The organism is Streptomyces ovatisporus (assembly GCF_042653885.1).
Taxonomy (GTDB): Bacteria; Actinomycetota; Actinomycetes; order Streptomycetales; family Streptomycetaceae; genus Streptomyces; species Streptomyces ovatisporus.
This window is the reverse complement of record NZ_JBHSFH010000002.1, coordinates 52,994-73,311: the sequence shown is the minus strand read 5'-3', so window position 1 is coordinate 73,311 and position 20,318 is coordinate 52,994. Positions and strand designations below refer to the sequence as shown.

At 67.4% G+C, this 20,318-nt stretch carries 32 protein-coding genes and 1 pseudogene; 1 reads left to right on the top strand and 32 read right to left on the bottom strand.

What is annotated here, in order from left to right:
• Positions 1 to 54: 54 nt before the first annotated feature.
• Together ACFPA8_RS00610 and ACFPA8_RS00605 are read right to left on the bottom strand one after the other, a co-directional pair.
• Positions 55 to 517 (bottom strand): annotated as a pseudogene (locus ACFPA8_RS00610) (GNAT family N-acetyltransferase).
• An 89-nt stretch (positions 518 to 606) separates the two neighbouring features.
• A complete protein-coding gene (locus ACFPA8_RS00605) occupies positions 607 to 2,253 on the bottom strand; it encodes an ABC-F family ATP-binding cassette domain-containing protein (RefSeq protein WP_386440557.1) in 1,647 nt (548 codons plus the stop codon).
• A 55-nt stretch (positions 2,254 to 2,308) separates the two neighbouring features.
• On the opposite strand from ACFPA8_RS00605, the gene ACFPA8_RS00600 reads away from it, so the two are divergent.
• Positions 2,309 to 3,157, top strand: coding sequence for a hypothetical protein (locus tag ACFPA8_RS00600; protein ID WP_386440554.1), 849 nt, complete (start codon positions 2,309 to 2,311; stop codon positions 3,155 to 3,157).
• A 46-nt stretch (positions 3,158 to 3,203) separates the two neighbouring features.
• Here ACFPA8_RS00600 and truA read toward each other — a convergent pair whose 3' ends face one another.
• The 30 genes from truA to rplD form a co-directional block, all read right to left on the bottom strand.
• A complete protein-coding gene (truA, locus tag ACFPA8_RS00595; protein WP_386440551.1) occupies positions 3,204 to 4,097 on the bottom strand; it encodes a tRNA pseudouridine(38-40) synthase TruA in 894 nt (297 codons plus the stop codon).
• A 78-nt stretch (positions 4,098 to 4,175) separates the two neighbouring features.
• Positions 4,176 to 4,706, bottom strand: coding sequence for a 50S ribosomal protein L17 (gene rplQ / locus ACFPA8_RS00590; RefSeq protein WP_386440548.1), 531 nt, complete (start codon positions 4,704 to 4,706; stop codon positions 4,176 to 4,178).
• A 212-nt stretch (positions 4,707 to 4,918) separates the two neighbouring features.
• Complete coding sequence (locus tag ACFPA8_RS00585; RefSeq protein WP_045867053.1) at positions 4,919 to 5,941, bottom strand: DNA-directed RNA polymerase subunit alpha; 1,023 nt, start codon at positions 5,939 to 5,941, stop codon at positions 4,919 to 4,921.
• 105 nt (positions 5,942 to 6,046) lie between these two features.
• Positions 6,047 to 6,673 (bottom strand): 30S ribosomal protein S4, encoded by a 627-nt coding sequence (gene rpsD / locus ACFPA8_RS00580; RefSeq protein WP_189039223.1) that lies wholly within the window; start codon positions 6,671 to 6,673, stop codon positions 6,047 to 6,049.
• Between the two features lie 26 nt (positions 6,674 to 6,699).
• On the bottom strand, positions 6,700 to 7,104 hold the full coding sequence (gene rpsK, locus ACFPA8_RS00575) for a 30S ribosomal protein S11 (RefSeq protein WP_028433270.1): 405 nt from the start codon (positions 7,102 to 7,104) through the stop codon (positions 6,700 to 6,702).
• A gap of 67 nt (positions 7,105 to 7,171) precedes the next feature.
• A complete protein-coding gene (gene rpsM, locus ACFPA8_RS00570) occupies positions 7,172 to 7,552 on the bottom strand; it encodes a 30S ribosomal protein S13 (RefSeq protein ID WP_028433879.1) in 381 nt (126 codons plus the stop codon).
• Positions 7,553 to 7,761: 209 nt separating this feature from the next.
• The gene (gene rpmJ / locus ACFPA8_RS00565; protein WP_003956441.1) at positions 7,762 to 7,875 is read right to left on the bottom strand and encodes a 50S ribosomal protein L36; all 114 of its coding nucleotides are present in this window, start codon (positions 7,873 to 7,875) and stop codon (positions 7,762 to 7,764) included.
• Positions 7,876 to 7,939: 64 nt separating this feature from the next.
• The gene (infA, locus tag ACFPA8_RS00560) at positions 7,940 to 8,161 is read right to left on the bottom strand and encodes a translation initiation factor IF-1 (RefSeq protein ID WP_003948620.1); all 222 of its coding nucleotides are present in this window, start codon (positions 8,159 to 8,161) and stop codon (positions 7,940 to 7,942) included.
• A gap of 217 nt (positions 8,162 to 8,378) precedes the next feature.
• Positions 8,379 to 9,215: a type I methionyl aminopeptidase gene (gene map / locus ACFPA8_RS00555; protein ID WP_386440545.1), complete on the bottom strand. Its 837-nt coding sequence runs from the start codon at positions 9,213 to 9,215 to the stop codon at positions 8,379 to 8,381.
• Between the two features lie 160 nt (positions 9,216 to 9,375).
• Positions 9,376 to 10,041, bottom strand: a complete 666-nt coding sequence (locus ACFPA8_RS00550; protein ID WP_386440543.1) for an adenylate kinase — start codon at positions 10,039 to 10,041, stop codon at positions 9,376 to 9,378.
• Positions 10,041 to 11,354: a preprotein translocase subunit SecY gene (gene secY / locus ACFPA8_RS00545; RefSeq protein ID WP_386440540.1), complete on the bottom strand. Its 1,314-nt coding sequence runs from the start codon at positions 11,352 to 11,354 to the stop codon at positions 10,041 to 10,043. The genes ACFPA8_RS00550 and secY overlap by 1 nt, the downstream gene beginning before the upstream one ends.
• A 161-nt stretch (positions 11,355 to 11,515) precedes the next feature.
• Positions 11,516 to 11,971, bottom strand: coding sequence for a 50S ribosomal protein L15 (gene rplO / locus ACFPA8_RS00540; RefSeq protein WP_386440538.1), 456 nt, complete (start codon positions 11,969 to 11,971; stop codon positions 11,516 to 11,518).
• A 1-nt stretch (position 11,972) separates the two neighbouring features.
• Positions 11,973 to 12,155 carry a 50S ribosomal protein L30 gene (gene rpmD, locus ACFPA8_RS00535; RefSeq protein WP_386440535.1) on the bottom strand — a complete coding sequence of 61 codons (183 nt, stop codon included), beginning with the start codon at positions 12,153 to 12,155 and terminating at the stop codon, positions 11,973 to 11,975.
• A complete protein-coding gene (gene rpsE, locus ACFPA8_RS00530; RefSeq protein ID WP_055485893.1) occupies positions 12,155 to 12,757 on the bottom strand; it encodes a 30S ribosomal protein S5 in 603 nt (200 codons plus the stop codon). The genes rpmD and rpsE overlap by 1 nt, the downstream gene beginning before the upstream one ends.
• A 44-nt stretch (positions 12,758 to 12,801) precedes the next feature.
• A complete protein-coding gene (gene rplR / locus ACFPA8_RS00525) occupies positions 12,802 to 13,182 on the bottom strand; it encodes a 50S ribosomal protein L18 (protein ID WP_045867045.1) in 381 nt (126 codons plus the stop codon).
• A gap of 2 nt (positions 13,183 to 13,184) precedes the next feature.
• Positions 13,185 to 13,724 carry a 50S ribosomal protein L6 gene (gene rplF / locus ACFPA8_RS00520; protein ID WP_045867044.1) on the bottom strand — a complete coding sequence of 180 codons (540 nt, stop codon included), beginning with the start codon at positions 13,722 to 13,724 and terminating at the stop codon, positions 13,185 to 13,187.
• 23 nt (positions 13,725 to 13,747) lie between these two features.
• Complete coding sequence (rpsH, locus tag ACFPA8_RS00515; RefSeq protein ID WP_045867043.1) at positions 13,748 to 14,146, bottom strand: 30S ribosomal protein S8; 399 nt, start codon at positions 14,144 to 14,146, stop codon at positions 13,748 to 13,750.
• 271 nt (positions 14,147 to 14,417) lie between these two features.
• Entirely contained in the window at positions 14,418 to 14,603 is a 186-nt protein-coding gene (locus tag ACFPA8_RS00510) for a type Z 30S ribosomal protein S14 (protein WP_028433259.1), read from the bottom strand.
• Positions 14,604 to 14,605: 2 nt separating this feature from the next.
• Entirely contained in the window at positions 14,606 to 15,166 is a 561-nt protein-coding gene (gene rplE / locus ACFPA8_RS00505) for a 50S ribosomal protein L5 (RefSeq protein ID WP_189039218.1), read from the bottom strand.
• Positions 15,166 to 15,489, bottom strand: coding sequence for a 50S ribosomal protein L24 (rplX, locus tag ACFPA8_RS00500; protein WP_028433869.1), 324 nt, complete (start codon positions 15,487 to 15,489; stop codon positions 15,166 to 15,168). Before rplX ends, rplE begins: the two co-directional genes overlap by 1 nt.
• Positions 15,490 to 15,492: 3 nt before the next feature.
• Entirely contained in the window at positions 15,493 to 15,861 is a 369-nt protein-coding gene (gene rplN / locus ACFPA8_RS00495; protein ID WP_019354942.1) for a 50S ribosomal protein L14, read from the bottom strand.
• A 128-nt stretch (positions 15,862 to 15,989) separates the two neighbouring features.
• The gene (gene rpsQ / locus ACFPA8_RS00490) at positions 15,990 to 16,274 is read right to left on the bottom strand and encodes a 30S ribosomal protein S17 (RefSeq protein ID WP_070017418.1); all 285 of its coding nucleotides are present in this window, start codon (positions 16,272 to 16,274) and stop codon (positions 15,990 to 15,992) included.
• Positions 16,274 to 16,498 (bottom strand): 50S ribosomal protein L29, encoded by a 225-nt coding sequence (rpmC, locus tag ACFPA8_RS00485; RefSeq protein ID WP_028433254.1) that lies wholly within the window; start codon positions 16,496 to 16,498, stop codon positions 16,274 to 16,276. Before rpmC ends, rpsQ begins: the two co-directional genes overlap by 1 nt.
• The gene (rplP, locus tag ACFPA8_RS00480) at positions 16,498 to 16,917 is read right to left on the bottom strand and encodes a 50S ribosomal protein L16 (RefSeq protein WP_184775586.1); all 420 of its coding nucleotides are present in this window, start codon (positions 16,915 to 16,917) and stop codon (positions 16,498 to 16,500) included. Before rplP ends, rpmC begins: the two co-directional genes overlap by 1 nt.
• A gap of 5 nt (positions 16,918 to 16,922) precedes the next feature.
• Positions 16,923 to 17,759, bottom strand: a complete 837-nt coding sequence (rpsC, locus tag ACFPA8_RS00475; RefSeq protein WP_045867039.1) for a 30S ribosomal protein S3 — start codon at positions 17,757 to 17,759, stop codon at positions 16,923 to 16,925.
• Positions 17,759 to 18,106: a 50S ribosomal protein L22 gene (gene rplV, locus ACFPA8_RS00470; RefSeq protein ID WP_326692778.1), complete on the bottom strand. Its 348-nt coding sequence runs from the start codon at positions 18,104 to 18,106 to the stop codon at positions 17,759 to 17,761. The genes rpsC and rplV overlap by 1 nt, the downstream gene beginning before the upstream one ends.
• A gap of 41 nt (positions 18,107 to 18,147) precedes the next feature.
• Positions 18,148 to 18,429, bottom strand: a complete 282-nt coding sequence (rpsS, locus tag ACFPA8_RS00465) for a 30S ribosomal protein S19 (protein ID WP_386440525.1) — start codon at positions 18,427 to 18,429, stop codon at positions 18,148 to 18,150.
• Positions 18,430 to 18,443: 14 nt separating this feature from the next.
• The gene (gene rplB / locus ACFPA8_RS00460; protein ID WP_386440522.1) at positions 18,444 to 19,280 is read right to left on the bottom strand and encodes a 50S ribosomal protein L2; all 837 of its coding nucleotides are present in this window, start codon (positions 19,278 to 19,280) and stop codon (positions 18,444 to 18,446) included.
• 39 nt (positions 19,281 to 19,319) lie between these two features.
• Complete coding sequence (gene rplW / locus ACFPA8_RS00455; protein WP_045867036.1) at positions 19,320 to 19,652, bottom strand: 50S ribosomal protein L23; 333 nt, start codon at positions 19,650 to 19,652, stop codon at positions 19,320 to 19,322.
• Positions 19,652 to 20,311: a 50S ribosomal protein L4 gene (rplD, locus tag ACFPA8_RS00450; RefSeq protein WP_386440519.1), complete on the bottom strand. Its 660-nt coding sequence runs from the start codon at positions 20,309 to 20,311 to the stop codon at positions 19,652 to 19,654. Before rplD ends, rplW begins: the two co-directional genes overlap by 1 nt.
• Positions 20,312 to 20,318: the final 7 nt, after the last annotated feature.

Here is a 20,318-nt window from a genome sequence, read left to right as displayed (position 1 = left end):
CGTACGGGTCAAAGCGGGGAGGCACGGGCTGTGACCGCACGTTTCCCGTCCGCGTCAGGCGACCCGACGCGCCAGCACCTGTCCCGGCCAGGAACCGGACAGGAACCGGTCGGTGGCAGTGAAGCCGTTCCGCTCGTAGAAAGCGGTCAGTCCGCCCCCACCTCCCGCCCAGCAGTCCACCCTCAGCAGCCCGACGTCCGCCCGCCGGGCCGGCCTCGACGGCATGGGCAAGCAGCGCCGCCCCGATGCCCCGACCGCCGTACCTGCGGTCGGAGACCAGCAGCCGGACGTAGCGCTCGGGTTCCCCGGCAGGCGCGATCGGCAGCCGCGGGCTGGGCCCGGAGTCCAGCACCATGGCTCCGGCAGGGTCTCCGTCCGACTCCGCGATGTACACGGCGTTCTCGGTCGTGTACCGCTCGACCCGCGCCACCCCGCCGGGCTGCTGTGAATACGGCGTCGTGCCCCACTGCTCGGTGTTGCCGCGCTCGTTCATCCAGGCCACCGCGGAGTCGAGCATGTCCAGAACGGCCGGCGCGTCGGCCGGGCCGCCCCGTCTGATCCGTAGGCCTTCTGTGGTGGCGTTCACGTCGGTGACACAGCGACGGCTCAGCGCTGTCGCTGCACTCTCCCCTCGGTCCACACGGGTTCCGGCGTCTCCCGTACGGCACCGTCCGCGCCGAAGACCAGGAAGCGGTCGAAGGACCGGGCGAACCAGCGGTCGTGCGTCACGGCCAGCACCGTGCCCTCATACGCCTCCAGCCCCTGCTGGAGCGCCTCCGCGGACTCCAGATCGAGGTTGTCGGTGGGCTCGTCCAGCAGCAGTGCGGTCGTGCCGGCCAGCTCCAGCAGCAGGATCTGGAAGCGCGCCTGCTGCCCACCCGAGAGCCGGTCGAAGGGCTGCTCGGCCTGCCCGGTCATCTCGTAGCGGCGCAGTGCCGACATCGCCGCCCCCTTGTCCAGGGAGTGCTCTGTCCACAGGACGTCCAGCAGGGCGCGCCCGGCGAGTTCCGGATGCGCGTGCGTCTGTGCGAAGTGACCCGGAACCACGCGGGCACCCAGCTTCCAGCTGCCCGTGTGGGCCACGGCTGTGCCGTCCGGACCGTCCGCGAGGAGGCGCAGGAAGTGCGACTTGCCGGATCCGTTGGAGCCGAGGACCGCGACGCGCTCGCCGTAGAAGATCTCCAGGCTGAGCGGTTTCATCAGGCCGGTCAGTTCCAGATCCTGGCACGTCACGGCACGCACACCGGTACGTCCGCCGCGCAGCCGCATCGTGATCCGCTGTTCGCGCGGCGGCTCCGGCGGCGGACCGGCCTCCTCGAACTTCCGCAGCCGGGTCTTCGCCGCCTGATAGCGGGACGCCATCTCGTGGCTGCGCGCCGCGTACTGCTGCATGTCCAGGACCAGCTTCTTCAACTGCGCGCGCTTCTCGTCCCATCGCCGGCGCAGCTCCTCGAAGCGGGCGAACCGCTCCTGCCGGGCCTCGTGATAGCTGCGGAATCCGCCGCCGTGCACCCATACCTGGCTGCCGGACGGACTCGGCTCCACGCTCACGATCTTGTCAGCGGCCTGCGCGAGCAGTTCGCGGTCGTGGGAGATGAACAGCACGGTCTTGCGGGTCTCTTCGAGACGTTCCTCGAGCCAGCGCTTGCCCGGAACGTCCAGATAGTTGTCCGGTTCGTCCAGCAGCAGGACCTCGTCGTTGCCGCGCAGCAGGGACTCCAGTACCAGCCGTTTCTGCTCGCCGCCGGAGAGGGTGCTCAGCGTGCGCCACTGAGCCTTCTCGTAGGGGACGCCGAGCGCTGCGGTGGTGCACTTGTCCCACAGGGTCTCGGCCTCGTAGCCCTGCACCTCCGCCCAGTCGGCGAGAGCCTGCGCGTACCGCATCTGTGTGGCCTCGTCCTCCGACGGGGCCTCCATGACGGCCAGTTCGGACGCGTCGACCGCTTCCGCCGCCCTGCGGATCGTGGGTGGAGCCACCGAGACCAGCAGATCCCGGACGGTGCGTTCGTCGTCGCGTTCGCTGCCCGTGCCGACGAACTGCGGCATCACGCCCAGCCCCCCACTGGCCGTCACCGTGCCGCCGTGCGGGGCGAGTTCGCCGGAGATGATGCGCAGCAGCGTCGTCTTCCCCGCGCCGTTCGGACCGACCAGCGCGACCGAGGCACCCTCCCCCACCCGGAAGGAGACGTCGGCGAGCAGCGCCCGCCCGTCCGGCAGGTGGTAATCCAGATGCGCGACTTCGAGGTGCCCCATGTTTGTGGATTCTCGCGCTGGCATCACCCGGAAACCAACCGAATAAGATGCGCCCATGAGCTTTGGGCAGGGTGGCCCCGATTGGGGCCAGGGAGACCATTCCACTCCCGACTGGGCGGCACTGGCCGAGCAGACGGAACGCACCCGGGCACGGCGACGACGCTGGACGATCATCGGCGTCAGCGCGCTGGCCACCGTCACCGTCGCCGGCATCGTCGCGGTGGCGGTCGTCGAGGGCGGCGGCAACGGCAGCGCATCGGACAAACCGTCCGGCGACCTGCCCACCCCCGAGGATCTGCCGTCCAGCACCGCGGGCCAGCCGGAGCCGACCTTCAAGGACGAGCCGCCGCCGCCCCCACCGCCCCGCGACTTCGTATCGGACGCCAGGCGCGACAAGGCCCCCCTCAGCGTCGCCACGCTCTACCCGAACGAGACCATCAAGATCAACGGCCGTCCGTACAAGCGGGCCGCCACCGACACCAGCAAGGGCTGCACGGACGCGGCACACGCGGGCCTGGGGCCGGTGCTCAGCAAGAACGACTGCATCAGCCTCTTCAGAGCGACCTTCACCCGGGACGGCCTGGCCGTCACGGTCGGCATCGCGGCCTTCGACAACGCCAGGACCGCGAACGTCGTGAAGGCGGGATACAAGCCCAACCTCCTCGCTCTGCCCGGCAAGGGCGTGCCCGACTTCTGCCGCACCGTCACGTGCCGCACGACGGCCAACTCCTACGGCCGGTACGCCTACTTCACGATCTCGGGGCGCACCAACGGCAAGCCGTCCACGGCCGCCGACAAGCAGGCGGAGCAGGCCGGCCGCGACGGCTCGACGTACGCATACGCACGCCTCCAGCAGCGCGGCAAGGAGCAGGCGGCCAAGGCCGTGGGGGCCTCGCCCGAGTAGCGCCCCCGGAGGACGCGGGCGGCCCGGCTGGGCGTTCCCGCCGCGCTCAGCAGCAGCCCGCGGCGCTGCTCGCCGCGTTCCCCGTGCCGGCCACGGGCAGCGAACGCCTGTTGCGGGCGGCGAGATTGCGCGCCGCCAGCTCCCCGTCGGCCGGGTAGCCGACTTCTTCGAGCGTGAGCCCGTGCGGTCGTACGACGTGCACCGCGGAATCACGCACCCCCGCGGACAGCACCTCTCCCGGCCAGGACGGCGGCCGGTGGCCGTCGCCCACGAAAAGCATCGCCCCGACCAGCGAACGCACCATGTTGTGGCAGAACGCGTCGGCCTTCACCGTCGCCTCCAGCACTCCGTCCGCACGGCGTTCCCAGCTCAGCGCCTGCAGCGTGCGGATCGTCGTGGCGCCGTCGCGCTTCTTGCAGTAGGCCGCGAAGTCGTGCTCCCCGAGCAGCAGTCGGGCCGCCTCGTTCATGGCGTCCGCGTCCAGCGGCCAGTTGTGCCACAGCACGTGCCCGCGCAACAACGGGTCGACGCCGCCCGGATGGTCGCTCACGCGGTACGAGTAGCGCCGCCAGACCGCCGAGAAGCGGGCGTTGAAGTGCGGCGGCGCAGCGCTGACGCGCCACACCCGTACGTCCATCGGCAGGCGCCCCGCCAGACGCCGCAGGAGCTGCTCGCTGTGCTCCTCCCACACCTGCTCCGGAAGGTCGACGTGCGCCACCTGCCCCCGCGCGTGCACCCCGGCGTCCGTACGGCCCGCGACCGTCAGCTCGACCTGTGCCGCTTCCTCGGCGCCGAGCCGCATCACCACACGGAGCGCGCTCTCCAGCTCTTCCTGCACGGTGCGCCGTCCGCGCTGCCGCGCCCATCCCGAGAACTCCTTGCCGTCATAGCTCAGGTCGAGCCGCACCCGTACCCTGCCGGGCTCCACCACGTCCGTCACGCAGCGATCCTCTCCGCGTAAGAAGAACAGGCCCGCCCCCCGAAGGGAACGGGCCCGCTCACGAGCTCTACGAGCGCGTCAGGAGTCCTTGGACTCCTCGGCTGCGGCCTCTTCGCCCGCTGCCTCCTCGCCCTTGGCCTCGTCGGCCTCGGCGCCCTTCTTCAAGTCCGCGGCGGCCTTGTCTCCCGCGGCGTCCTTGGCAGTGCGCTTGGTGGCCGCCTCGGCCTCACCGACAGCCTGCTGCTGCACGGTCAGGGCCTCCACCAGCTCGATGACCGCCATGGGAGCGTTGTCGCCACGACGGGGACCGATCTTGGTGATGCGCGTGTAACCGCCCGGCCGGTTCTCGTAGCGCGGGCCGATCTCGGTGAACAGCGTGTGCACCACGCTCTTGTCCTTGACCGTGCGCATGACCTGACGGCGGTTGTGAAGGTCGCCCTTCTTCGCCTTGGTGATCAGACGCTCCGCCACGGGACGCAGCCGGCGGGCCCGCGCCTCGGTGGTGGTGATGCGCCCGTACTCGAAAAGGTCCGTGGCGAGGTTCGCCAGCATGGCCTTCTGGTGCGAGGCGCTGCCGCCCATGCGGGCACCCTTGGTGGGCTTCGGCATCGTGCTTCTCCTTCGCTGTTCCTGCACCGGCCGTATCAGGTACCGGTGGCAGTTCCGGCCGTATCAGGTACCGGGATGGAGGTACCCCAGGGCCGCCAGGGCCGAGGGGAAGTCCCGGCCGGGGGGATTCCCGGCCAGGGCCCGGGGCCGTAGGACCCCGTGTGTCACGGGCGGTGGCCGGCAGTCGCAGCCGCCGGCCACCCCACCGCAGATCAGTACTGCTCGGTCTCCACGAACCCCGCGTCCGTGTCGTCGTCCGCGCCGAAGGCGTCGGCGGCGGCCGTCGGGTCGAATCCGGGCGGGCTGTCCTTCAGGGCGAGACCCATGCCGGCCAGCTTCGCCTTGACCTCGTCGATCGACTTCGCACCGAAGTTGCGGATGTCGAGCAGGTCGGCCTCCGAGCGCGCGACGAGCTCACCCACGGAGTGGATGCCCTCGCGCTTGAGGCAGTTGTAGGAGCGGACCGTCAGCTCCAGCTCCTCGATCGGCAGCGCCAGGTCCGCGGCCAGCGCGGCGTCCGTCGGGGACGGACCCATGTCGATGCCCTCGGCGTCGACGTTCAGCTCGCGGGCCAGGCCGAAGAGCTCGACGAGCGTCTTGCCCGCCGAGGCCATGGCGTCACGCGGACGCATGGCCTGCTTCGTCTCGACGTCGACGATCAGCTTGTCGAAGTCGGTGCGCTGCTCGACACGGGTCGCCTCGACCTTGTACGTGACCTTGAGCACGGGCGAGTAGATGGAGTCGACCGGGATACGGCCGATCTCCTGGCCCATCTGCTTGTTCTGCACGGCGGAGACGTAGCCGCGGCCGCGCTCGACGGTCAGCTCCATCTCCAGCTTGCCCTTGCCGTTGAGCGTGGCGAGGACCAGGTCGGGGTTGTGCACCTCGACACCGGCCGGCGGTGCGATGTCCGCAGCCGTGACGAGGCCGGGGCCCTGCTTGCGCAGGTACATCACGACCGGCTCGTCGTGCTCCGAGGAGACGACGAGGGACTTGATGTTGAGGATCAGGTCGGTGACGTCCTCCTTGACGCCCGGCACGGTCGTGAACTCGTGCAGGACACCGTCGATCCGGATGCTGGTGACAGCCGCACCGGGGATCGAGGAGAGGAGCGTGCGACGCAGGGAGTTGCCGAGGGTGTATCCGAAACCCGGCTCCAGCGGCTCGATCACGAACCGTGAGCGGAATTCGTCGACGACCTCTTCGGTCAGGGACGGACGCTGAGCGATCAGCATGGGGTGATGCCTCCAGTCTTCGGCAACCGCTATTTGATGCCGTACTGACAGGGTACGGGCGGCACGACGCGTTCAGACGCCGTACCACCCGTCCCTTACGAGCTGCTACTTGGAGTACAGCTCGACGATCAGCTGCTCCTGCACCTGGGTGTCGATCACCTGGCGCTCGGGCAGCGAGTGGACGAGGATCCGCATCTTCGACGGGATGGACTCCAGCCAGGCCGGAACCGTCTTCTCGCCGGCCTCCGCAGCCGCCACCTGGAAAGGCGTCAGGTTACGGGAGGCCTCGCGGACCTCGACGATGTCGTTCACGGACACGCGAGCCGACGGGATGTCGTTCTTGCGCCCGTTGACGGTGATGTGCCCGTGCTTCACCAGCTGACGGGCGTGGTCACGGGACTTGGCGAAGCCGGCCCGGTAGACCACGTTGTCCAGACGGGTCTCGAGGATGCGCAGCAGGTTCTCACCAGTCTTGCCCTGCTGACGGTTGGCCTCGTTGAAGTACCCGCGGAACTGCTTCTCCAGGACGCCGTAGATACGAGCTGCCTTCTGCTTCTCACGCTTCTGCAGCAGGTACTCGGAGTCCTTGGTGCGCCCGCGACCGTGCTCACCCGGGGGGTAAGGACGGATCTCGATCGGGCACTTCGCGCTCTCGCACTTGCTCCCCTTGAGGAAGAGCTTCTGCTTCTCCCGACGGCATCGCCTGCAGTCGGCCCCGGTGTAACGCGCCATAGTCTCAGATCTCCTGTTTCAGCTGGTCAGACTCGGCGACGCTTGGGCGGGCGGCAGCCGTTGTGCGGGGTCGGGGTCACGTCCTGGATCGAACCGACCTCGAGGCCGGTGGCCTGGAGGGAACGGATCGCAGTCTCACGGCCGGAGCCGGGACCCTTCACGAAGACGTCCACCTTGCGCATGCCGTGCTCCTGCGCGCGGCGTGCGGCGTTCTCGGCAGCCATCTGCGCCGCGAACGGCGTCGACTTCCGGGAGCCCTTGAAGCCGACGTGGCCGGCGGAGGCCCAGGAGATCACGTTGCCGGTCGGGTCGGTGATCGAAACGATGGTGTTGTTGAACGTGCTCTTGATGTGAGCGTGCCCGGCGGGGACGTTCTTCTTGTCCTTGCGGCGCACCTTCTTGGCGCCGGCCGTACGGCCCTTCGGAGGCATATGGATTTACTCCTGTGGAGGTGGTCGGTCCTGCAACACGGACCGCTTGCAGCGTGTCCGGTGCGGACTACTTCTTGCCCGGCTTCTTCTTGCCGGCGATCGCGCGACGCGGGCCCTTGCGGGTGCGGGCGTTGGTCTTGGTGCGCTGCCCATGGACCGGGAGACCGCGGCGGTGCCGCAGGCCCTCGTAGCAGCCGATCTCGACCTTGCGGCGGATGTCGGCCTGGATCTCACGGCGGAGGTCACCCTCGACCTGGAGATTGTTGTCCACGTACTCGCGGATCTTGACGAGGTCTTCCTCGGCGAGATCGCGCACTCGGGTGTCGGGGTTGATGCCGGTCTCACCGAGGGTCCGCTGGGCAAGGGTGCGACCGATGCCGAAGACGTAGGTGAGGGCGACCTCGACGCGCTTCTCGCGCGGGAGGTCGACGCCTGCGAGGCGTGCCATTCGTTTGGCTCCTGATTGCTTTGCGGAGGTCTGCCGCAGCACCGTCCCCTGTCCGTACGCGCCGTACGTTCAAGGTCCCCGGCCTCCGACCGAGGGTGTCGTCCCCACCGGCAAGAATTTTCAGGCGGGGGGTCGGGCGTCTGCGTATGTACTTTTCGCTTGCGTCGCGCGAAGAGTGCGAGTGGTGCGAAGGCTCGGTCGGAGTCGCGTCAGCCCTGGCGCTGCTTGTGGCGCAGGTTGTCGCAGATGACCATGACCCGGCCGTGACGGCGGATCACCTTGCACTTGTCGCAGATCTTCTTGACGCTCGGCTTGACCTTCATGGGATGAGGTTCTCCGGGTCAGGCCGCCGCCCGCAGGAGCAGGCCGGCGGCTCGATCTGTCGAGCTACTTGTAGCGGTAGACGATCCGCCCGCGGGTCAGGTCGTACGGAGAGAGCTCCACCACGACCCGGTCGTCGGGAAGGATACGGATGTAGTGCATCCGCATCTTGCCGCTGATGTGCGCGAGAACCTGGTGACCGTTCTGAAGCTCCACCTTGAACATCGCATTCGGCAGAGATTCGACGACCGTGCCCTCGATCTCGATGGCCCCTTGTTTTTTGGCCATGCTCTAGCGCTTCACCTTCCGGGATCGGCTACCTGGGGTGACCCCGGGCATACGAAAACCCCGGGACCGACGAGCCAGTCTACGTCACGGTCCCCGCAAAGACGAATTCGGGCAGTCTCCCCGGCAACCATGATCATCATGCAGGGGCAGCGCCAAGTAGGGACGGGTGGGGCGGCTGTCCGTTTCGCCCCGCTGCCGCGTCCCGCGGACCGGCGGCTCAGGCCAGCGGGTCGGGAGCTGCCGTGATCCCGAGCTCGGCGAGCTTCGCCTTGCCGCCGTCGGGCGCGGTGAGAACGAGGGGGCCGTCCTCGGTCAGAGCCACCGAGTGCTCCCAGTGGCTCGACCAGCTGCCGTCGTTCGTCTTGACCGTCCAGTCGTCGGAGAGCACATGCGTCTTGGGCGTGCCCAGCGTCACCATCGGCTCGATCGCCAGACACATTCCGGGCACCAGCTTCGGACCCCGGCCACGGCGGCGGTCGACGTAGTTCAGCAGGTGCGGGTCCATGTGCATCTGCGAGCCGATGCCGTGCCCGCCGTAGTCCTCGACGATCCCGTACGAACCGGAGGCGGGGCGCGGCTGCCGGCGGATGTAGCCCTCGACCGCCCTGGAGATGTCGACCAGACGGTTGCCCTTGCGCATGGCGGCGAGGCCCGCCCACATGGACTCTTCGGTGACCCGGCTCAGCTCGCGCTGCTCGGCGGAGTGGCCCTCGCCGACGAAGACGGTGATGGCGGCGTCGCCGTGCCAGCCGTCGACGATCGCGCCGGCGTCGACGGAGAGCAGGTCGCCGTCCTTCAGCACCGTCTCCCGGTCGGGGATGCCGTGCACGACGATGTCGTTGACCGAGGTGCAGATGTTGCCCGGAAAACCCCCGTAGCCGAGGAAGTTGGGCTTCGCCCCATGGTCGGCGAGCACCTTGGCGGCGACCTCGTCCAGATCCTTCGTGCTGGCACCGGGCACCGCTGCGGCGCGGCAGGCGTCGTGCATCGCGGCGACCACCAGCCCCGCCTCGCGCATCTTCGCGATCTGCTCCGGGGTCTTGATCTCCACCATGGGACGGTGCCTCTCCTTGCCGGCTTCCTACTGTCTGCGTCCGAACGGATTCAGCGCTTCTGCTTCAACAAGTGTGCCGTACCGCCAAACGGTCGCGGCCCCCTGGCGGGGTGCCGCGACCGCAGGACGGATCAGGCATCGACCGGTCACTGTCTCCCGGTCATTCGGCGACGGAGTCGTTCTGCCGTAGAGCGTTCATCGCGCGCTCGGTCACCTCGCCCACCTTGCCCAGGGCGGAGATCGTGGTGACCAGGTCCTGGCGCTTGTAGTGGTCGATGATCGGCTCGGTCTCGCTGTGGTACACCGCCAGCCGCTTGCGGACGGTCTCCTCGCGGTCGTCGTCCCGCTGATACAGCTCGCCGCCGCACACGTCGCACACGCCCTCCTTCTTGGGGGCGCTGTACTCGGCATGGAAGACGTGGCTGCTGTCGCTGCGGCAGATGCGGCGGCCCGCGATCCGCTTCACGACCTCTTCCTCCGGGACCTCCAGGTCGAGGACGGCGTCCAGCTTCTGGCCGTTCTCCTCCAGGATGCGGTCCAGGGCCTCGGCCTGTGCGATGTTGCGCGGAAAGCCGTCGAGAAGGAAGCCGTCCACGGCGTCCTGCTCGGCCATCCTGTCCTTCGCCATGCCGATGGTGACCTCGTCGGGTACGAGCTGCCCGGCGCGCATGAACTCCTGCGCCTGCCGCCCGAGCTCCGTGCCCTGGCTGATGTTGGCGCGGAAGATGTCGCCCGTGGAGATGTGCGGGATCGACAGGTTCTCGGCGAGGAACGCGGCCTGCGTTCCCTTACCCGCGCCAGGCGGCCCGACGAGGACGATACGCATCAGCGGAGGAACCCTTCGTAATTGCGCTGCTGAAGCTGGCTCTCGATCTGCTTCACGGTCTCGAGTCCGACGCCCACGATGATCAGAATGCTCGTCCCGCCGAACGGGAAGTCCTGCTGGGCACCGAACGCGATCAGCGCGACGGTCGGCACCAGGGCGATCAGACCCAGATACAACGCACCCGGCCATGTGATGCGGTTCAGCACATAGCTCAGGTACTCCGCAGTGGGCCGACCTGCCCGGATGCCCGGGATGAAGCCACCATACTTCTTCATGTTGTCCGCAACTTCTTCGGGGTTGAAGGAGATGGCGACGTAGAAGAAGGCGAAGAAAATGATCAGCACGAAGTACGTGACGATGTAAATCGGGTGGTCACCCTTGACGAAGTGGGCCTGAATCCACTGTGCCCAGTCCGCTTGCGAGTTGCTGAACTGAACGATCAGCGCGGGGATGTAGAGCAGCGACGACGCGAAGATGACCGGAATCACACCCGCCTGATTGACCTTCAGCGGAATGTAGGTGGACGTACCGCCATAACTGCGGCGCCCGATCATCCGCTTCGCGTACTGCACGGGAATGCGGCGCTGCGCCTGCTCGACGAGGACCACGAGCCCCACCATCGCCAGGCCGCAGATGATGACGATGCCGAACTCGATCCAGCCGTCGGCCAGGTCGCCCTGCGTCTTGATCTGCCACAGCGCACCGGGGAAGCCGGCGGCGATCGACACGAACATCAGGATGGACATGCCGTTGCCGATGCCCTTGTCGGTGATGAGCTCACCGAGCCACATGATGAACGCGGTGCCCGCAGTCATGCAGATCACCATCGTGGCGGTGGTGAAGATCGACTGGTCCGGCACGATCTGGTCGCGCACCTGGCACTGGGGGAAGAGGGTGCCACTGCGTGCGGTGGCGACGAGGCCCGTCGCCTGCAGAATCGCGAGCGCGACCGTCAGATAACGCGTGTACTGCGTGATCTTGGCCTGTCCGGCCTGGCCTTCCTTCTTCAGAGCCTCGAGCCGCGGAATGACCACGACCAGCAGCTGAAGAATGATGCTCGCTGTGATGTACGGCATGATGCCGAGCGCAAAAACGGTCAACTGCAGCAGTGCGCCACCGCTGAACATATTGACCAGCCCGAAGAGACCCTGGCTTCCCTTGGCCTCGTTCATGCACTGGTTGACGTTCTCAAAGCTGACACCCGGCACCGGAATGTGCTGCCCCAAACGGAAGAGCACCATGATGCCGAGCGTGAACAACAGCTTCTTTCGCAGGTCGGGCGTCTGAAAAGCCCGGGCGAACGCGGTGAGCACGGTGCCTCCTGCGCCCCCCGCGTCTGGCGCGCGAGAGGTGACGGTCTTGGGGGTCGACAGATACCAACAGTGCCCGCCACCTTACCGGCGACGGTGCCCGCCGTGGAACGACGGACCGGGGACGCCCCGTTGGGACATCCCCGGCCAGTCAGTCGGCGAACTCAGTCAAGCTCGTTGACGGTGCCGCCGGCAGCGGCGATCTTCTCCTTGGCGGAACCGGAGACCTTGTTGACGGTCACCGTCAGCGCCACGGAGATCTCGCCGGTGCCGAGCACCTTGACGAGCTCGTTCTTGCGAACTGCGCCCTTGGCGACCAGATCGGCCACCGTGACCTCGCCACCCTGGGGGTAGAGCGCGGCCAGCTTGTCCAGGTTCACGACCTGGAACTGCTTGTGGGCGGGGTTGCGGAAGCCCCTGAGCTTGGGCAGCCGCATGTGCAGCGGCATCTGCCCGCCCTCGAAGTTCTCCGGAACCTGGTAACGGGCCTTGGTGCCCTTGGTGCCACGTCCAGCGGTCTTGCCCTTGGACGCCTCACCACGACCCACACGGGTCTTGGCGGTCTTGGCGCCCGGGGCCGGCCGGAGGTTGTGGACCTTCAGCGGGTTGTTCTCCGCCATCTCAGTCGACCTCCTCGACCGTGATGAGGTGCCGCACGGTGTGCAGCATGCCGCGCACCTCAGGACGGTCCTCGCGAACGGCCACGTCGCGGACCCGCTTGAGACCCAGAGTCCGCAGCGTGTCCCGGTGGTTCTGCTTCGTACCGATGACGGAACGAGTCTGCGTGATCTTCAGGCGAGCCATTACGCACTCACCCCGGCACGCGCCCGCAGCAGTGCGGCAGGCGCCACGTCCTCGAGCGGCAGGCCACGGCGGGCGGCGATCTCCTCGGGGCGCTGAAGGCCCTGCAGAGCCGCACGCGTGGCGTGCACGATGTTGATCGGGTTCGAGGAGCCGAGCGACTTGCTGAGCACGTCGTGGATGCCCGCGCACTCGAGCACGGCACGCACCGGGCCACCGGCGATCACACCGGTACCGGGCGAAGCCGGCTTGAGCAGCACGACGCCCGCGGCCTCCTCACCTTGGATCGGGTGCGGAATGGTGCCCTGGATGCGGGGGACCTTGAAGAAGTGCTTCTTGGCCTCCTCGACACCCTTGGCGATGGCGGCCGGCACCTCCTTGGCCTTGCCGTATCCGACACCCACGGTGCCGTCACCGTCGCCCACCACGACCAGCGCGGTGAAGCTGAAGCGACGTCCACCCTTGACTACCTTGGCCACGCGGTTGATCGCGACAACGCGCTCAACGTACGCGGTCTTCTCGGCGGCGGCGCCGCCATCCCGGCCCTTGCGGTCCCGACGCTCGCCGCCACCGGCGCCGCCACCGCGGCGCTGGGGTCCAGCCATTGGAATTACCTCTCTCGTTTACGTCCGCTGCGTAGGAACCGCACTCAGAACTTGAGCCCGGCCTCACGGGCGGCGTCAGCCAGAGCGGCAATCCGCCCTGCGTACTTGTTGCCGCCACGGTCGAACACGACGGCCTCGACACCCGCGGCCTTCGCACGCTCGGCGACCAGTGCGCCGACCTGCTTGGCCTGCGTGCTCTTGTCGCCGTCACCGCGGATCGACGAGTCGAGCGACGACGCCGAAGCCAGAGTGTGCCCCGCCAGGTCGTCGACGACCTGGGCGACCATGTGACGGTTGGAGCGCGTCACCACAAGACGAGGGCGCACGGGCGTGCCCGAGACCTTCTTGCGGATGCGGATGTGACGGCGCTTGGCGGCGGCGCGCTTGTAGGCGTCGCCCTTAGCGATCTTCACGCCGTATGCCATGGCTACTTACCAGCCTTTCCGACCTTGCGGCGGATGGTCTCGCCCGCGTACTTGACGCCCTTGGCCTTGTACGGGTCCGGGCGGCGCAGCTTGCGGATGTTGGCTGCGACCTCGCCGACCTTCTGCTTGTCGATGCCCTCGACCGAGAACTTGGTCGGCGACTCGACCTTGAACGAGATGCCTTCCGGCGCCTCGACCAGGATCGGGTGGCTGTAGCCCAGGGAGAACTCCAGGTTGGAGCCCTTCGCCTGGACGCGGTAACCCACGCCGCTGATCTCGAGGTCCTTGCTGAATCCGTTGGTCACGCCAGTGATCATGTTCGCCACCAGCGTGCGGGACAGACCGTGCAGGGCCCTGTTCCGGCTCTCGTCGTTGGGACGGGTGACGACGAGCTTGCCGTCATCGTCCTTCGCGATCTCGATGGGCGCGGCAACGGTGTGCGAGAGGGAACCCTTGGGCCCCTTCACGGCGACCGCCTGGCCATCGATGGTGACGTCCACACCGGCGGGAACCTGGATGGGGAGCTTGCCGATTCGCGACATTGCTTTTCCTCCGTTCCCTTCCGTTACCAGACGTAGGCGAGGACTTCCCCACCCACGCCCTTCTTCTGCGCCTGCTGACCGGTGAGGAGCCCGTGCGACGTGGAGATGATCGCCACGCCCAGGCCGCCGAGCACCTTCGGCAGGTTGGTGGACTTTGCGTAGACCCGCAGGCCGGGCTTCGAGATCCGCTTGATGCCGGCGATCGAGCGCTCGCGGTTGGGCCCGAACTTCAGCTCGAGAACGAGGTTCTTGCCGACCGGCGCGTCCTCGGTCTTCCAGCCGGTGATGTAGCCCTCCTGCTGGAGGATCTCCGCGATGTGCGACTTGATCTTGCTGTGCGGCATCGCAACGGAGTCGTGGTACGCCGAGTTCGCGTTCCGCAGACGTGTCAGCATGTCTGCGATCGGATCGGTCATGGTCATGTGATGGCCTTCGGCCTCTCTCGCCGGGGTTTCCTGTATGCGCCCTCCCTCTCCCCGTACTTCGCAGACGGGACGGGTGGGGTGCGGGGACCTACGGCGTAGTAAGACGGTCATGGACGGCGAGCGCCCAACCACACAAGCCTAAGCCATGTGCGGATGGACCCCCGACGGCCTTGATGCTCTTACCGAGAGCCCTGGTTGACCCTGGATCCCGGAGGATCCTGCCGCCGGGAGACGCCCCTGTGGAGCGCATCCCGGGCGGCGGAAAGGGTTACCAGGAGCTCTTGGTCACGCCCGGCAGCTCGCCGCGGTGCGCCATCTGGCGAAGGCACACACGGCACAGGCCGAACTTGCGGTAGACGGAGTGCGGACGGCCGCAGCGCTGGCAGCGCGTGTACGCGCGGACAGCGAACTTCGGCTTGCGGCTGGCCTTGGAGATCAGAGCCTTCTTCGCCATGATCAGTTCTCCTTGAACGGGAATCCGAGGTGACGAAGCAGGGCACGCCCCTCGTCGTCGCTGGTCGCCGTGGTGACCACGGTGATGTCCATGCCCCGGACCCGGTCGATCTTGTCCTGGTCGATCTCGTGGAACATGACCTGCTCCGTGAGACCGAAGGTGTAGTTGCCCCTGCCGTCGAACTGCTTCGGCGACAGACCGCGGAAGTCGCGGATGCGCGGCAGCGCGAGCGACAGCAGGCGGTCGAGGAACTCCCACATCCGGTCGCCACGCAGGGTCACGTGGGCACCGATCGGCTGGCCCTCACGCAGCTTGAACTGCGCGATGGACTTACGGGCCTTGGTCACGGCCGGCTTCTGGCCGGTGATCGTGGCCAGGTCGCGGATGGCACCGTCCATCAACTTGGAGTCGCGGGCGGCGTCGCCCACACCCATGTTGACCACGATCTTGGTGAGACCGGGAACCTGCATGACGTTCTCGTACTTGAACTCGTCGTGCAGCTTGCCCTTGATCTCGGAGCGGTAGCGCTGCTTGAGGCGCGGTGCTTCTGTGGTGGCAGTCATCAGATGTCCTCACCGGTCCGCTTGGCAACGCGGATCTTGTTGCCGTCGTCATCGAAGCGGTATCCGACGCGGGTGACGACCTTCTTGCCGTCCTTCTCCACCACGAGCTGCACGTTGCTCACGTGGACCGGAGCCTCGGTCGTCACGATCCCGCCCGTCTTCGAACCACGAGCGGTCTGGCCGGCCTTGGTGTGCTTCTTGACCCGGTTGACACCTTCGACCAGGACGCGGTCCTCGCGGGGGTAGGCCACGATGACCTTGCCCTGCTTGCCCTTGTCCTTGCCGGTGATGACCTGGACCAGGTCGCCCTTCTTGATCTTCATCGGTTACAGCACCTCCGGCGCGAGCGAGATGATCTTCATGAACTTCTTCTCGCGCAGCTCCCGGCCCACGGGACCGAAAATGCGGGTGCCGCGGGGGTCACCGTCGTTCTTGAGGATGACCGCCGCGTTCTCGTCGAAGCGGATGTACGAGCCATCGGGCCGACGGCGCTCCTTCACGGTGCGCACGATGACGGCCTTGACGATGTCGCCCTTCTTCACGTTCCCGCCGGGGATCGCGTCCTTGACGGTAGCGACGACGACGTCACCGATGCCCGCGTAGCGCCGGCCCGAACCGCCGAGCACACGGATGGTGAGGATCTCCTTCGCACCCGTGTTGTCGGCGACGCGCAGCCGGGACTCCTGCTGGATCACGTCTATCTCCTGATCGTCTGCCGGTTCCCGGCAGGGTCACGCCCGAAGTGGGCGCGCCCTGCCGAGCCTGGCGGAACTGTCCTGGGGGTCCCCAGGCTGTTTGCCTGCCAATTCCTGGACGGAACTGGTTACTTCGCCTTCTCGAGGATCTCGACGATGCGCCAGCGCTTGGTCGCGGACAGCGGCCGGGTCTCCATGAGGAGGACACGGTCGCCGACCCCGGCGGCGTTCTGCTCGTCGTGAGCCTTGAGCTTGTTCGTACGGCGGATGACCTTGCCGTACAGCGCGTGCTTGACACGGTCCTCGACGGCGACGACGACGGTCTTGTCCATCTTGTCGCTGACGACCAGACCCTCGCGGGTCTTGCGGAAGCCGCGCTCCTGCTTCGTCTCAGTCACATTCGTCTCGCTCATCAGGCGCTCTCCACCGTCTCGATGCCCAGCTCGCGCTCACGCATCAGGGTGTAGATCCGGGCGATGTCCTTACGCACGGCCTTGAGACGGCCGTGGTTCTCCAACTGCCCGGTCGCCGCCTGGAAGCGGAGGTTGAACAGTTCTTCCTTGGACTCGCGAAGCTTGCCGAGAAGCTCCTCGTCGCCCAGCTCACGCAGCTCGGAGGCCTTGGTCCCGGCCGCCATCACGACTCACCTGCCTCGCGCCGAACGATCCGGCACTTCATCGGAAGCTTGTGGGCGGCGCGTGTGAGCGCCTCCTTGGCAATCTTCTCGTTCGGGTAGGACAGCTCGAACATCACGCGCCCAGGCTTGACGTTCGCGATCCACCACTCCGGAGAACCCTTACCGGAACCCATGCGGGTCTCGGCCGGCTTCTTCGTGAGCGGACGGTCCGGGTAGATGTTGATCCAGACCTTGCCACCACGCTTGATGTGACGGGTCATGGAGATACGAGCTGCCTCGATCTGCCGGTTCGTCACGTAAGCGGCGGTGACTGCCTGGATGCCGTACTCACCGAAGCTGACTTCGGTGCCACCCTTGGCCATGCCCGAGCGCTTCGGGTGGTGCTGCTTACGGTGCTTGACCCTGCGCGGGATAAGCATGGCGGTCAGCCCTCCTTCCCGGCAGCGCCGGGTTCTGCGGCCGCACCAGCGGGAGCCACTGCCTCGGCCTTGGGGGCCTCGGCGGGTGCGCTCTGCTGCTGCGGCTTACGGCCGCGACCGCCACGCTCGCCACCACGACGGGGGCGGTCGTTACCGCCACCACGCGACGGGCGGTTGCCCGCACGGGCGGCGGCGTTCTCGGCGCGGACCTCAGCGATGTTCTTGACGTCACCCTTGTAGATCCAGACCTTCACGCCGATACGGCCGAAGGTCGTCCTGGCCTCGAAGAAGCCGTAGTCGACGTTCGCACGGAGCGTGTGCAGGGGCACGCGGCCCTCGCGGTAGAACTCCGAGCGGGACATCTCGGCGCCGCCGAGACGGCCACCGCACTGGATCTTGATGCCCTTGGCCCCGGCCTTCATCGTCGTCTGCATGCTCTTGCGCATGGCACGACGGAAGGAGACGCGGGAGGAGAGCTGCTCGGCGACGGCCTGGGCCACCAGCTGCGCATCCGTCTCGGGGTTCTTGACCTCGAGGATGTTGAACTGGATCTGCTTGCCGGTCAGCTTCTCCAGGTTGCCCCGGAGCCTGTCGGCCTCCGCGCCGCGGCGGCCGATGACGATGCCCGGACGCGCGGTGTGCACGTCGACCCGGACACGGTCGCGGGTGCGCTCGATCTCGACCTTGGAGATGCCGGCCCGCTCCATGCCCTGAGTGAGCATCTTGCGGATCGCGACGTCTTCCTTGACGTAGTCCTTGTAGAGCTTGTCGGCGTACCACCGCGACTTGAAGTCCGTGGTGATGCCGAGGCGGAACCCGTGCGGGTTTACCTTCTGGCCCATTACCGGGTTCCTTCCTTGCTGCTCACGACCACGGTGATGTGGCTCGTCCGCTTACGGATCCGGTAGGCGCGGCCCTGCGCGCGCGGCCGGAACCGCTTCAGGGTCGGGCCCTCGTCGACATATGCCTCGGAGATGAAGAGGCTGTCGGCGTCCGTGTGGTCGTAGTTGTGGGCGGCGTTGGCGATTGCGCTGTCCAGCACCTTGCCCACCGGCACGCTCGCGGCCTGCGGGGCGAAGCGCAGGACCGCCTGAGCCTCCGTGGCAGACATGCCACGGACGAGGTCCACCACCCGGCGGGCCTTCATGGGCGTGACGCGCACGTAGCGCGCGGAGGCCCTGGCTTCCATGGTTGTCCCTTCGGTGTCAGTCATAGTCTTCACACCCCCCATCAGCGACGACGCGACTTGCGGTCGTCCTTGACGTGGCCGCGGAAGGTGCGGGTCGGCGCGAACTCGCCGAGCTTGTGGCCGACCATCGACTCGGTGACGAACACCGGGACGTGCTTGCGGCCGTCGTGCACCGCGATCGTGTGGCCGAGCATGGCCGGGACGATCATCGAGCGGCGGGACCAGGTCTTGATGACGTTCTTGGAGCCTGCGTCGTTCTGCGAGTCCACCTTCTTGATCAGGTGGTCGTCGACGAAGGGCCCCTTCTTGAGACTGCGCGGCATCTAAAACCCGCCTCCTAGCGCTTCTTGTTCGTCTTGCGGCGGCGGACGATGTACTTGTTGCTGGCCTTCTTCGGCGAGCGCGTACGGCCCTCCTTCTGACCCCACGGCGAAACCGGGTGGCGGCCACCGGAGGTACGACCCTCACCACCACCGTGCGGGTGGTCGATCGGGTTCATGACCACACCGCGGACGGTCGGGCGGACGCCCTTCCAGCGCATACGGCCGGCCTTGCCCCAGTTGATGTTCGACTGCTCGGCGTTGCCGACCTCGCCCACAGTGGCGCGGCAGCGGACGTCGACCAGGCGGATCTCACCGGACGGCATGCGCAGGTGGGCCATGCGGCCCTCCTTCGCCAGCAGCTGCACGGACGCACCGGCGGACCGGGCGAACTTCGCGCCGCCGCCGGGCCGCAGCTCGATGGCGTGGATGGTCGTACCGACCGGGATGTTGCGCAGGGCCAGGTTGTTGCCCGGCTTGATGTCGGCCCCGGGACCGTTCTCCACGCGCGTGCCCTGCTTCAGGCCGGCCGGGGCGAGGATGTAGCGCTTCTCGCCGTCGGCGTAGTGCAGCAGTGCGATGCGTGCGGTGCGGTTCGGGTCGTACTCGATGTGCGCGACCTTGGCCGGCACGCCGTCCTTGTCGTGACGACGGAAGTCGATCACGCGGTAGGCGCGCTTGTGGCCACCACCCTGGTGGCGAACGGTCACACGACCGGCGTTGTTACGGCCGCCCTTGCTGTGCAGCGGGCGGACCAGCGACTTCTCCGGCGTGGACCGCGTGATCTCGACGAAGTCGGCGACACTGGCGCCACGACGGCCCGGAGTCGTCGGCTTGTACTTGCGGATACCCATTTCTCAGTCCTCGTCCGATATCGGACGGTCCTGTCTCCGTCAGGAGACCGGGCCGCCGAAGATGTCGATACGGTCGCCCTCGGCGAGGGTCACCACAGCGCGCTTGGTGTCTGCGCGCTTGCCGTAACCGGTGCGGGTGCGCTTGCGCTTGCCCTGGCGGTTGAGGGTGTTGACCCCGCTGACCTTGACCGAGAAGACCGCCTCGACGGCCTGCTTGATCTGGGTCTTGTTGGCACGCGGGTCGACGATGAAGGTGTACTTGCCCTCGTCCAGCAGTGCGTAGCTCTTCTCCGAGACCACCGGCTTGATCAAGATGTCACGGGGGTCCGTGAACGTCTTGCTGGTGGCCGTTGCGGCGTTCGCCTCGCTCATCAGGCGTCGCTCCCTTCGAGCTCAGAGGTGGCGGCCTTCTGCGGGCCGGCCACGAAGGACTCGAAGGCGGCCTTCGTGAAGACCACGTCGTCGGAGACCAGCACGTCGTACGTGTTCAGCTGTCCCGGCTCCAGGATGTGCACCTGGGGCAGGTTGCGAGCGGACAGCCATGCGTGCTCGTCACCGCGCTCGGCGACCAGCAGCACGTGCTTGCGCTCGCTGATCTTGCCCAGCAGCGTCTTCGCGGCCTTCGTCGAGATCTCGTTCTCGACGACGCCGGAGACGACGTGCACCCGGCTGTGGCGGGCCCGGTCGGAGAGGGCACCGCGCAGTGCGGCCGCCTTCATCTTCTTCGGGGTCCGCTGCGAGTAGTCACGCGGCACGGGGCCGTGCACGACGCCACCGCCGGCGAACTGCGGCGCACGGGTCGAGCCCTGTCGGGCGCGGCCGGTGCCCTTCTGGCGGTACGGCTTCTTGCCACCGCCGCGGACCTCGCCGCGCGTCTTGGTCTTGTGCGTGCCCTGGCGGGCAGCGGCCAGCTGGGCGACGACGACCTGGTGGATCAGCGGAACGCTGACCTGCACGTCGAAGATCTCCGAGGGGAGCTCGACGGTCCCGGTCTTGTCGCCGGCCGGCGAAAGGATGTCAATGGTGCTCATCGGTTAC

Excerpts from the sequence above, each read along its gene's own strand:
- ACFPA8_RS00605 (WP_386440557.1), bottom strand. The coding sequence starts at position 2,253 with ATGGGGCACCTCGAAGTCGCGCATCTGGATTACCACCTGCCGGACGGG.
- ACFPA8_RS00600 (WP_386440554.1), top strand. The coding sequence starts at position 2,309 with ATGAGCTTTGGGCAGGGTGGCCCCGATTGGGGCCAGGGAGACCATTCC.
- rplQ (WP_386440548.1), bottom strand. The coding sequence starts at position 4,706 with ATGCCGAAGCCCACCAAGGGTGCCCGCATGGGCGGCAGCGCCTCGCAC.
- ACFPA8_RS00585 (WP_045867053.1), bottom strand. The coding sequence starts at position 5,941 with ATGCTGATCGCTCAGCGTCCGTCCCTGACCGAAGAGGTCGTCGACGAA.
- rpsD (WP_189039223.1), bottom strand. The coding sequence starts at position 6,673 with ATGGCGCGTTACACCGGGGCCGACTGCAGGCGATGCCGTCGGGAGAAG.
- rpsK (WP_028433270.1), bottom strand. The coding sequence starts at position 7,104 with ATGCCTCCGAAGGGCCGTACGGCCGGCGCCAAGAAGGTGCGCCGCAAG.
- rpsM (WP_028433879.1), bottom strand. The coding sequence starts at position 7,552 with ATGGCACGCCTCGCAGGCGTCGACCTCCCGCGCGAGAAGCGCGTCGAG.
- rpmJ (WP_003956441.1), bottom strand. The coding sequence starts at position 7,875 with ATGAAGGTCAAGCCGAGCGTCAAGAAGATCTGCGACAAGTGCAAGGTG.
- infA (WP_003948620.1), bottom strand. The coding sequence starts at position 8,161 with ATGGCCAAAAAACAAGGGGCCATCGAGATCGAGGGCACGGTCGTCGAA.
- map (WP_386440545.1), bottom strand. The coding sequence starts at position 9,215 with ATGGTGGAGATCAAGACCCCGGAGCAGATCGCGAAGATGCGCGAGGCG.
- ACFPA8_RS00550 (WP_386440543.1), bottom strand. The coding sequence starts at position 10,041 with ATGCGTATCGTCCTCGTCGGGCCGCCTGGCGCGGGTAAGGGAACGCAG.
- rplO (WP_386440538.1), bottom strand. The coding sequence starts at position 11,971 with ATGGCGGAGAACAACCCGCTGAAGGTCCACAACCTCCGGCCGGCCCCG.
- rpmD (WP_386440535.1), bottom strand. The coding sequence starts at position 12,155 with ATGGCTCGCCTGAAGATCACGCAGACTCGTTCCGTCATCGGTACGAAG.
- rpsE (WP_055485893.1), bottom strand. The coding sequence starts at position 12,757 with ATGGCTGGACCCCAGCGCCGCGGTGGCGGCGCCGGTGGCGGCGAGCGT.
- rplR (WP_045867045.1), bottom strand. The coding sequence starts at position 13,182 with ATGGCATACGGCGTGAAGATCGCTAAGGGCGACGCCTACAAGCGCGCC.
- rplF (WP_045867044.1), bottom strand. The coding sequence starts at position 13,724 with ATGTCGCGAATCGGCAAGCTCCCCATCCAGGTTCCCGCCGGTGTGGAC.
- rpsH (WP_045867043.1), bottom strand. The coding sequence starts at position 14,146 with ATGACCATGACCGATCCGATCGCAGACATGCTGACACGTCTGCGGAAC.
- ACFPA8_RS00510 (WP_028433259.1), bottom strand. The coding sequence starts at position 14,603 with ATGGCGAAGAAGGCTCTGATCTCCAAGGCCAGCCGCAAGCCGAAGTTC.
- rplE (WP_189039218.1), bottom strand. The coding sequence starts at position 15,166 with ATGACTGCCACCACAGAAGCACCGCGCCTCAAGCAGCGCTACCGCTCC.
- rplX (WP_028433869.1), bottom strand. The coding sequence starts at position 15,489 with ATGAAGATCAAGAAGGGCGACCTGGTCCAGGTCATCACCGGCAAGGAC.
- rpsQ (WP_070017418.1), bottom strand. The coding sequence starts at position 16,274 with ATGAGCGAGACGAATGTGACTGAGACGAAGCAGGAGCGCGGCTTCCGC.
- rpmC (WP_028433254.1), bottom strand. The coding sequence starts at position 16,498 with ATGGCGGCCGGGACCAAGGCCTCCGAGCTGCGTGAGCTGGGCGACGAG.
- rplP (WP_184775586.1), bottom strand. The coding sequence starts at position 16,917 with ATGCTTATCCCGCGCAGGGTCAAGCACCGTAAGCAGCACCACCCGAAG.
- rpsC (WP_045867039.1), bottom strand. The coding sequence starts at position 17,759 with ATGGGCCAGAAGGTAAACCCGCACGGGTTCCGCCTCGGCATCACCACG.
- rplV (WP_326692778.1), bottom strand. The coding sequence starts at position 18,106 with ATGGAAGCCAGGGCCTCCGCGCGCTACGTGCGCGTCACGCCCATGAAG.
- rpsS (WP_386440525.1), bottom strand. The coding sequence starts at position 18,429 with ATGCCGCGCAGTCTCAAGAAGGGGCCCTTCGTCGACGACCACCTGATC.
- rplB (WP_386440522.1), bottom strand. The coding sequence starts at position 19,280 with ATGGGTATCCGCAAGTACAAGCCGACGACTCCGGGCCGTCGTGGCGCC.
- rplW (WP_045867036.1), bottom strand. The coding sequence starts at position 19,652 with ATGAGCGAGGCGAACGCCGCAACGGCCACCAGCAAGACGTTCACGGAC.
- rplD (WP_386440519.1), bottom strand. The coding sequence starts at position 20,311 with ATGAGCACCATTGACATCCTTTCGCCGGCCGGCGACAAGACCGGGACC.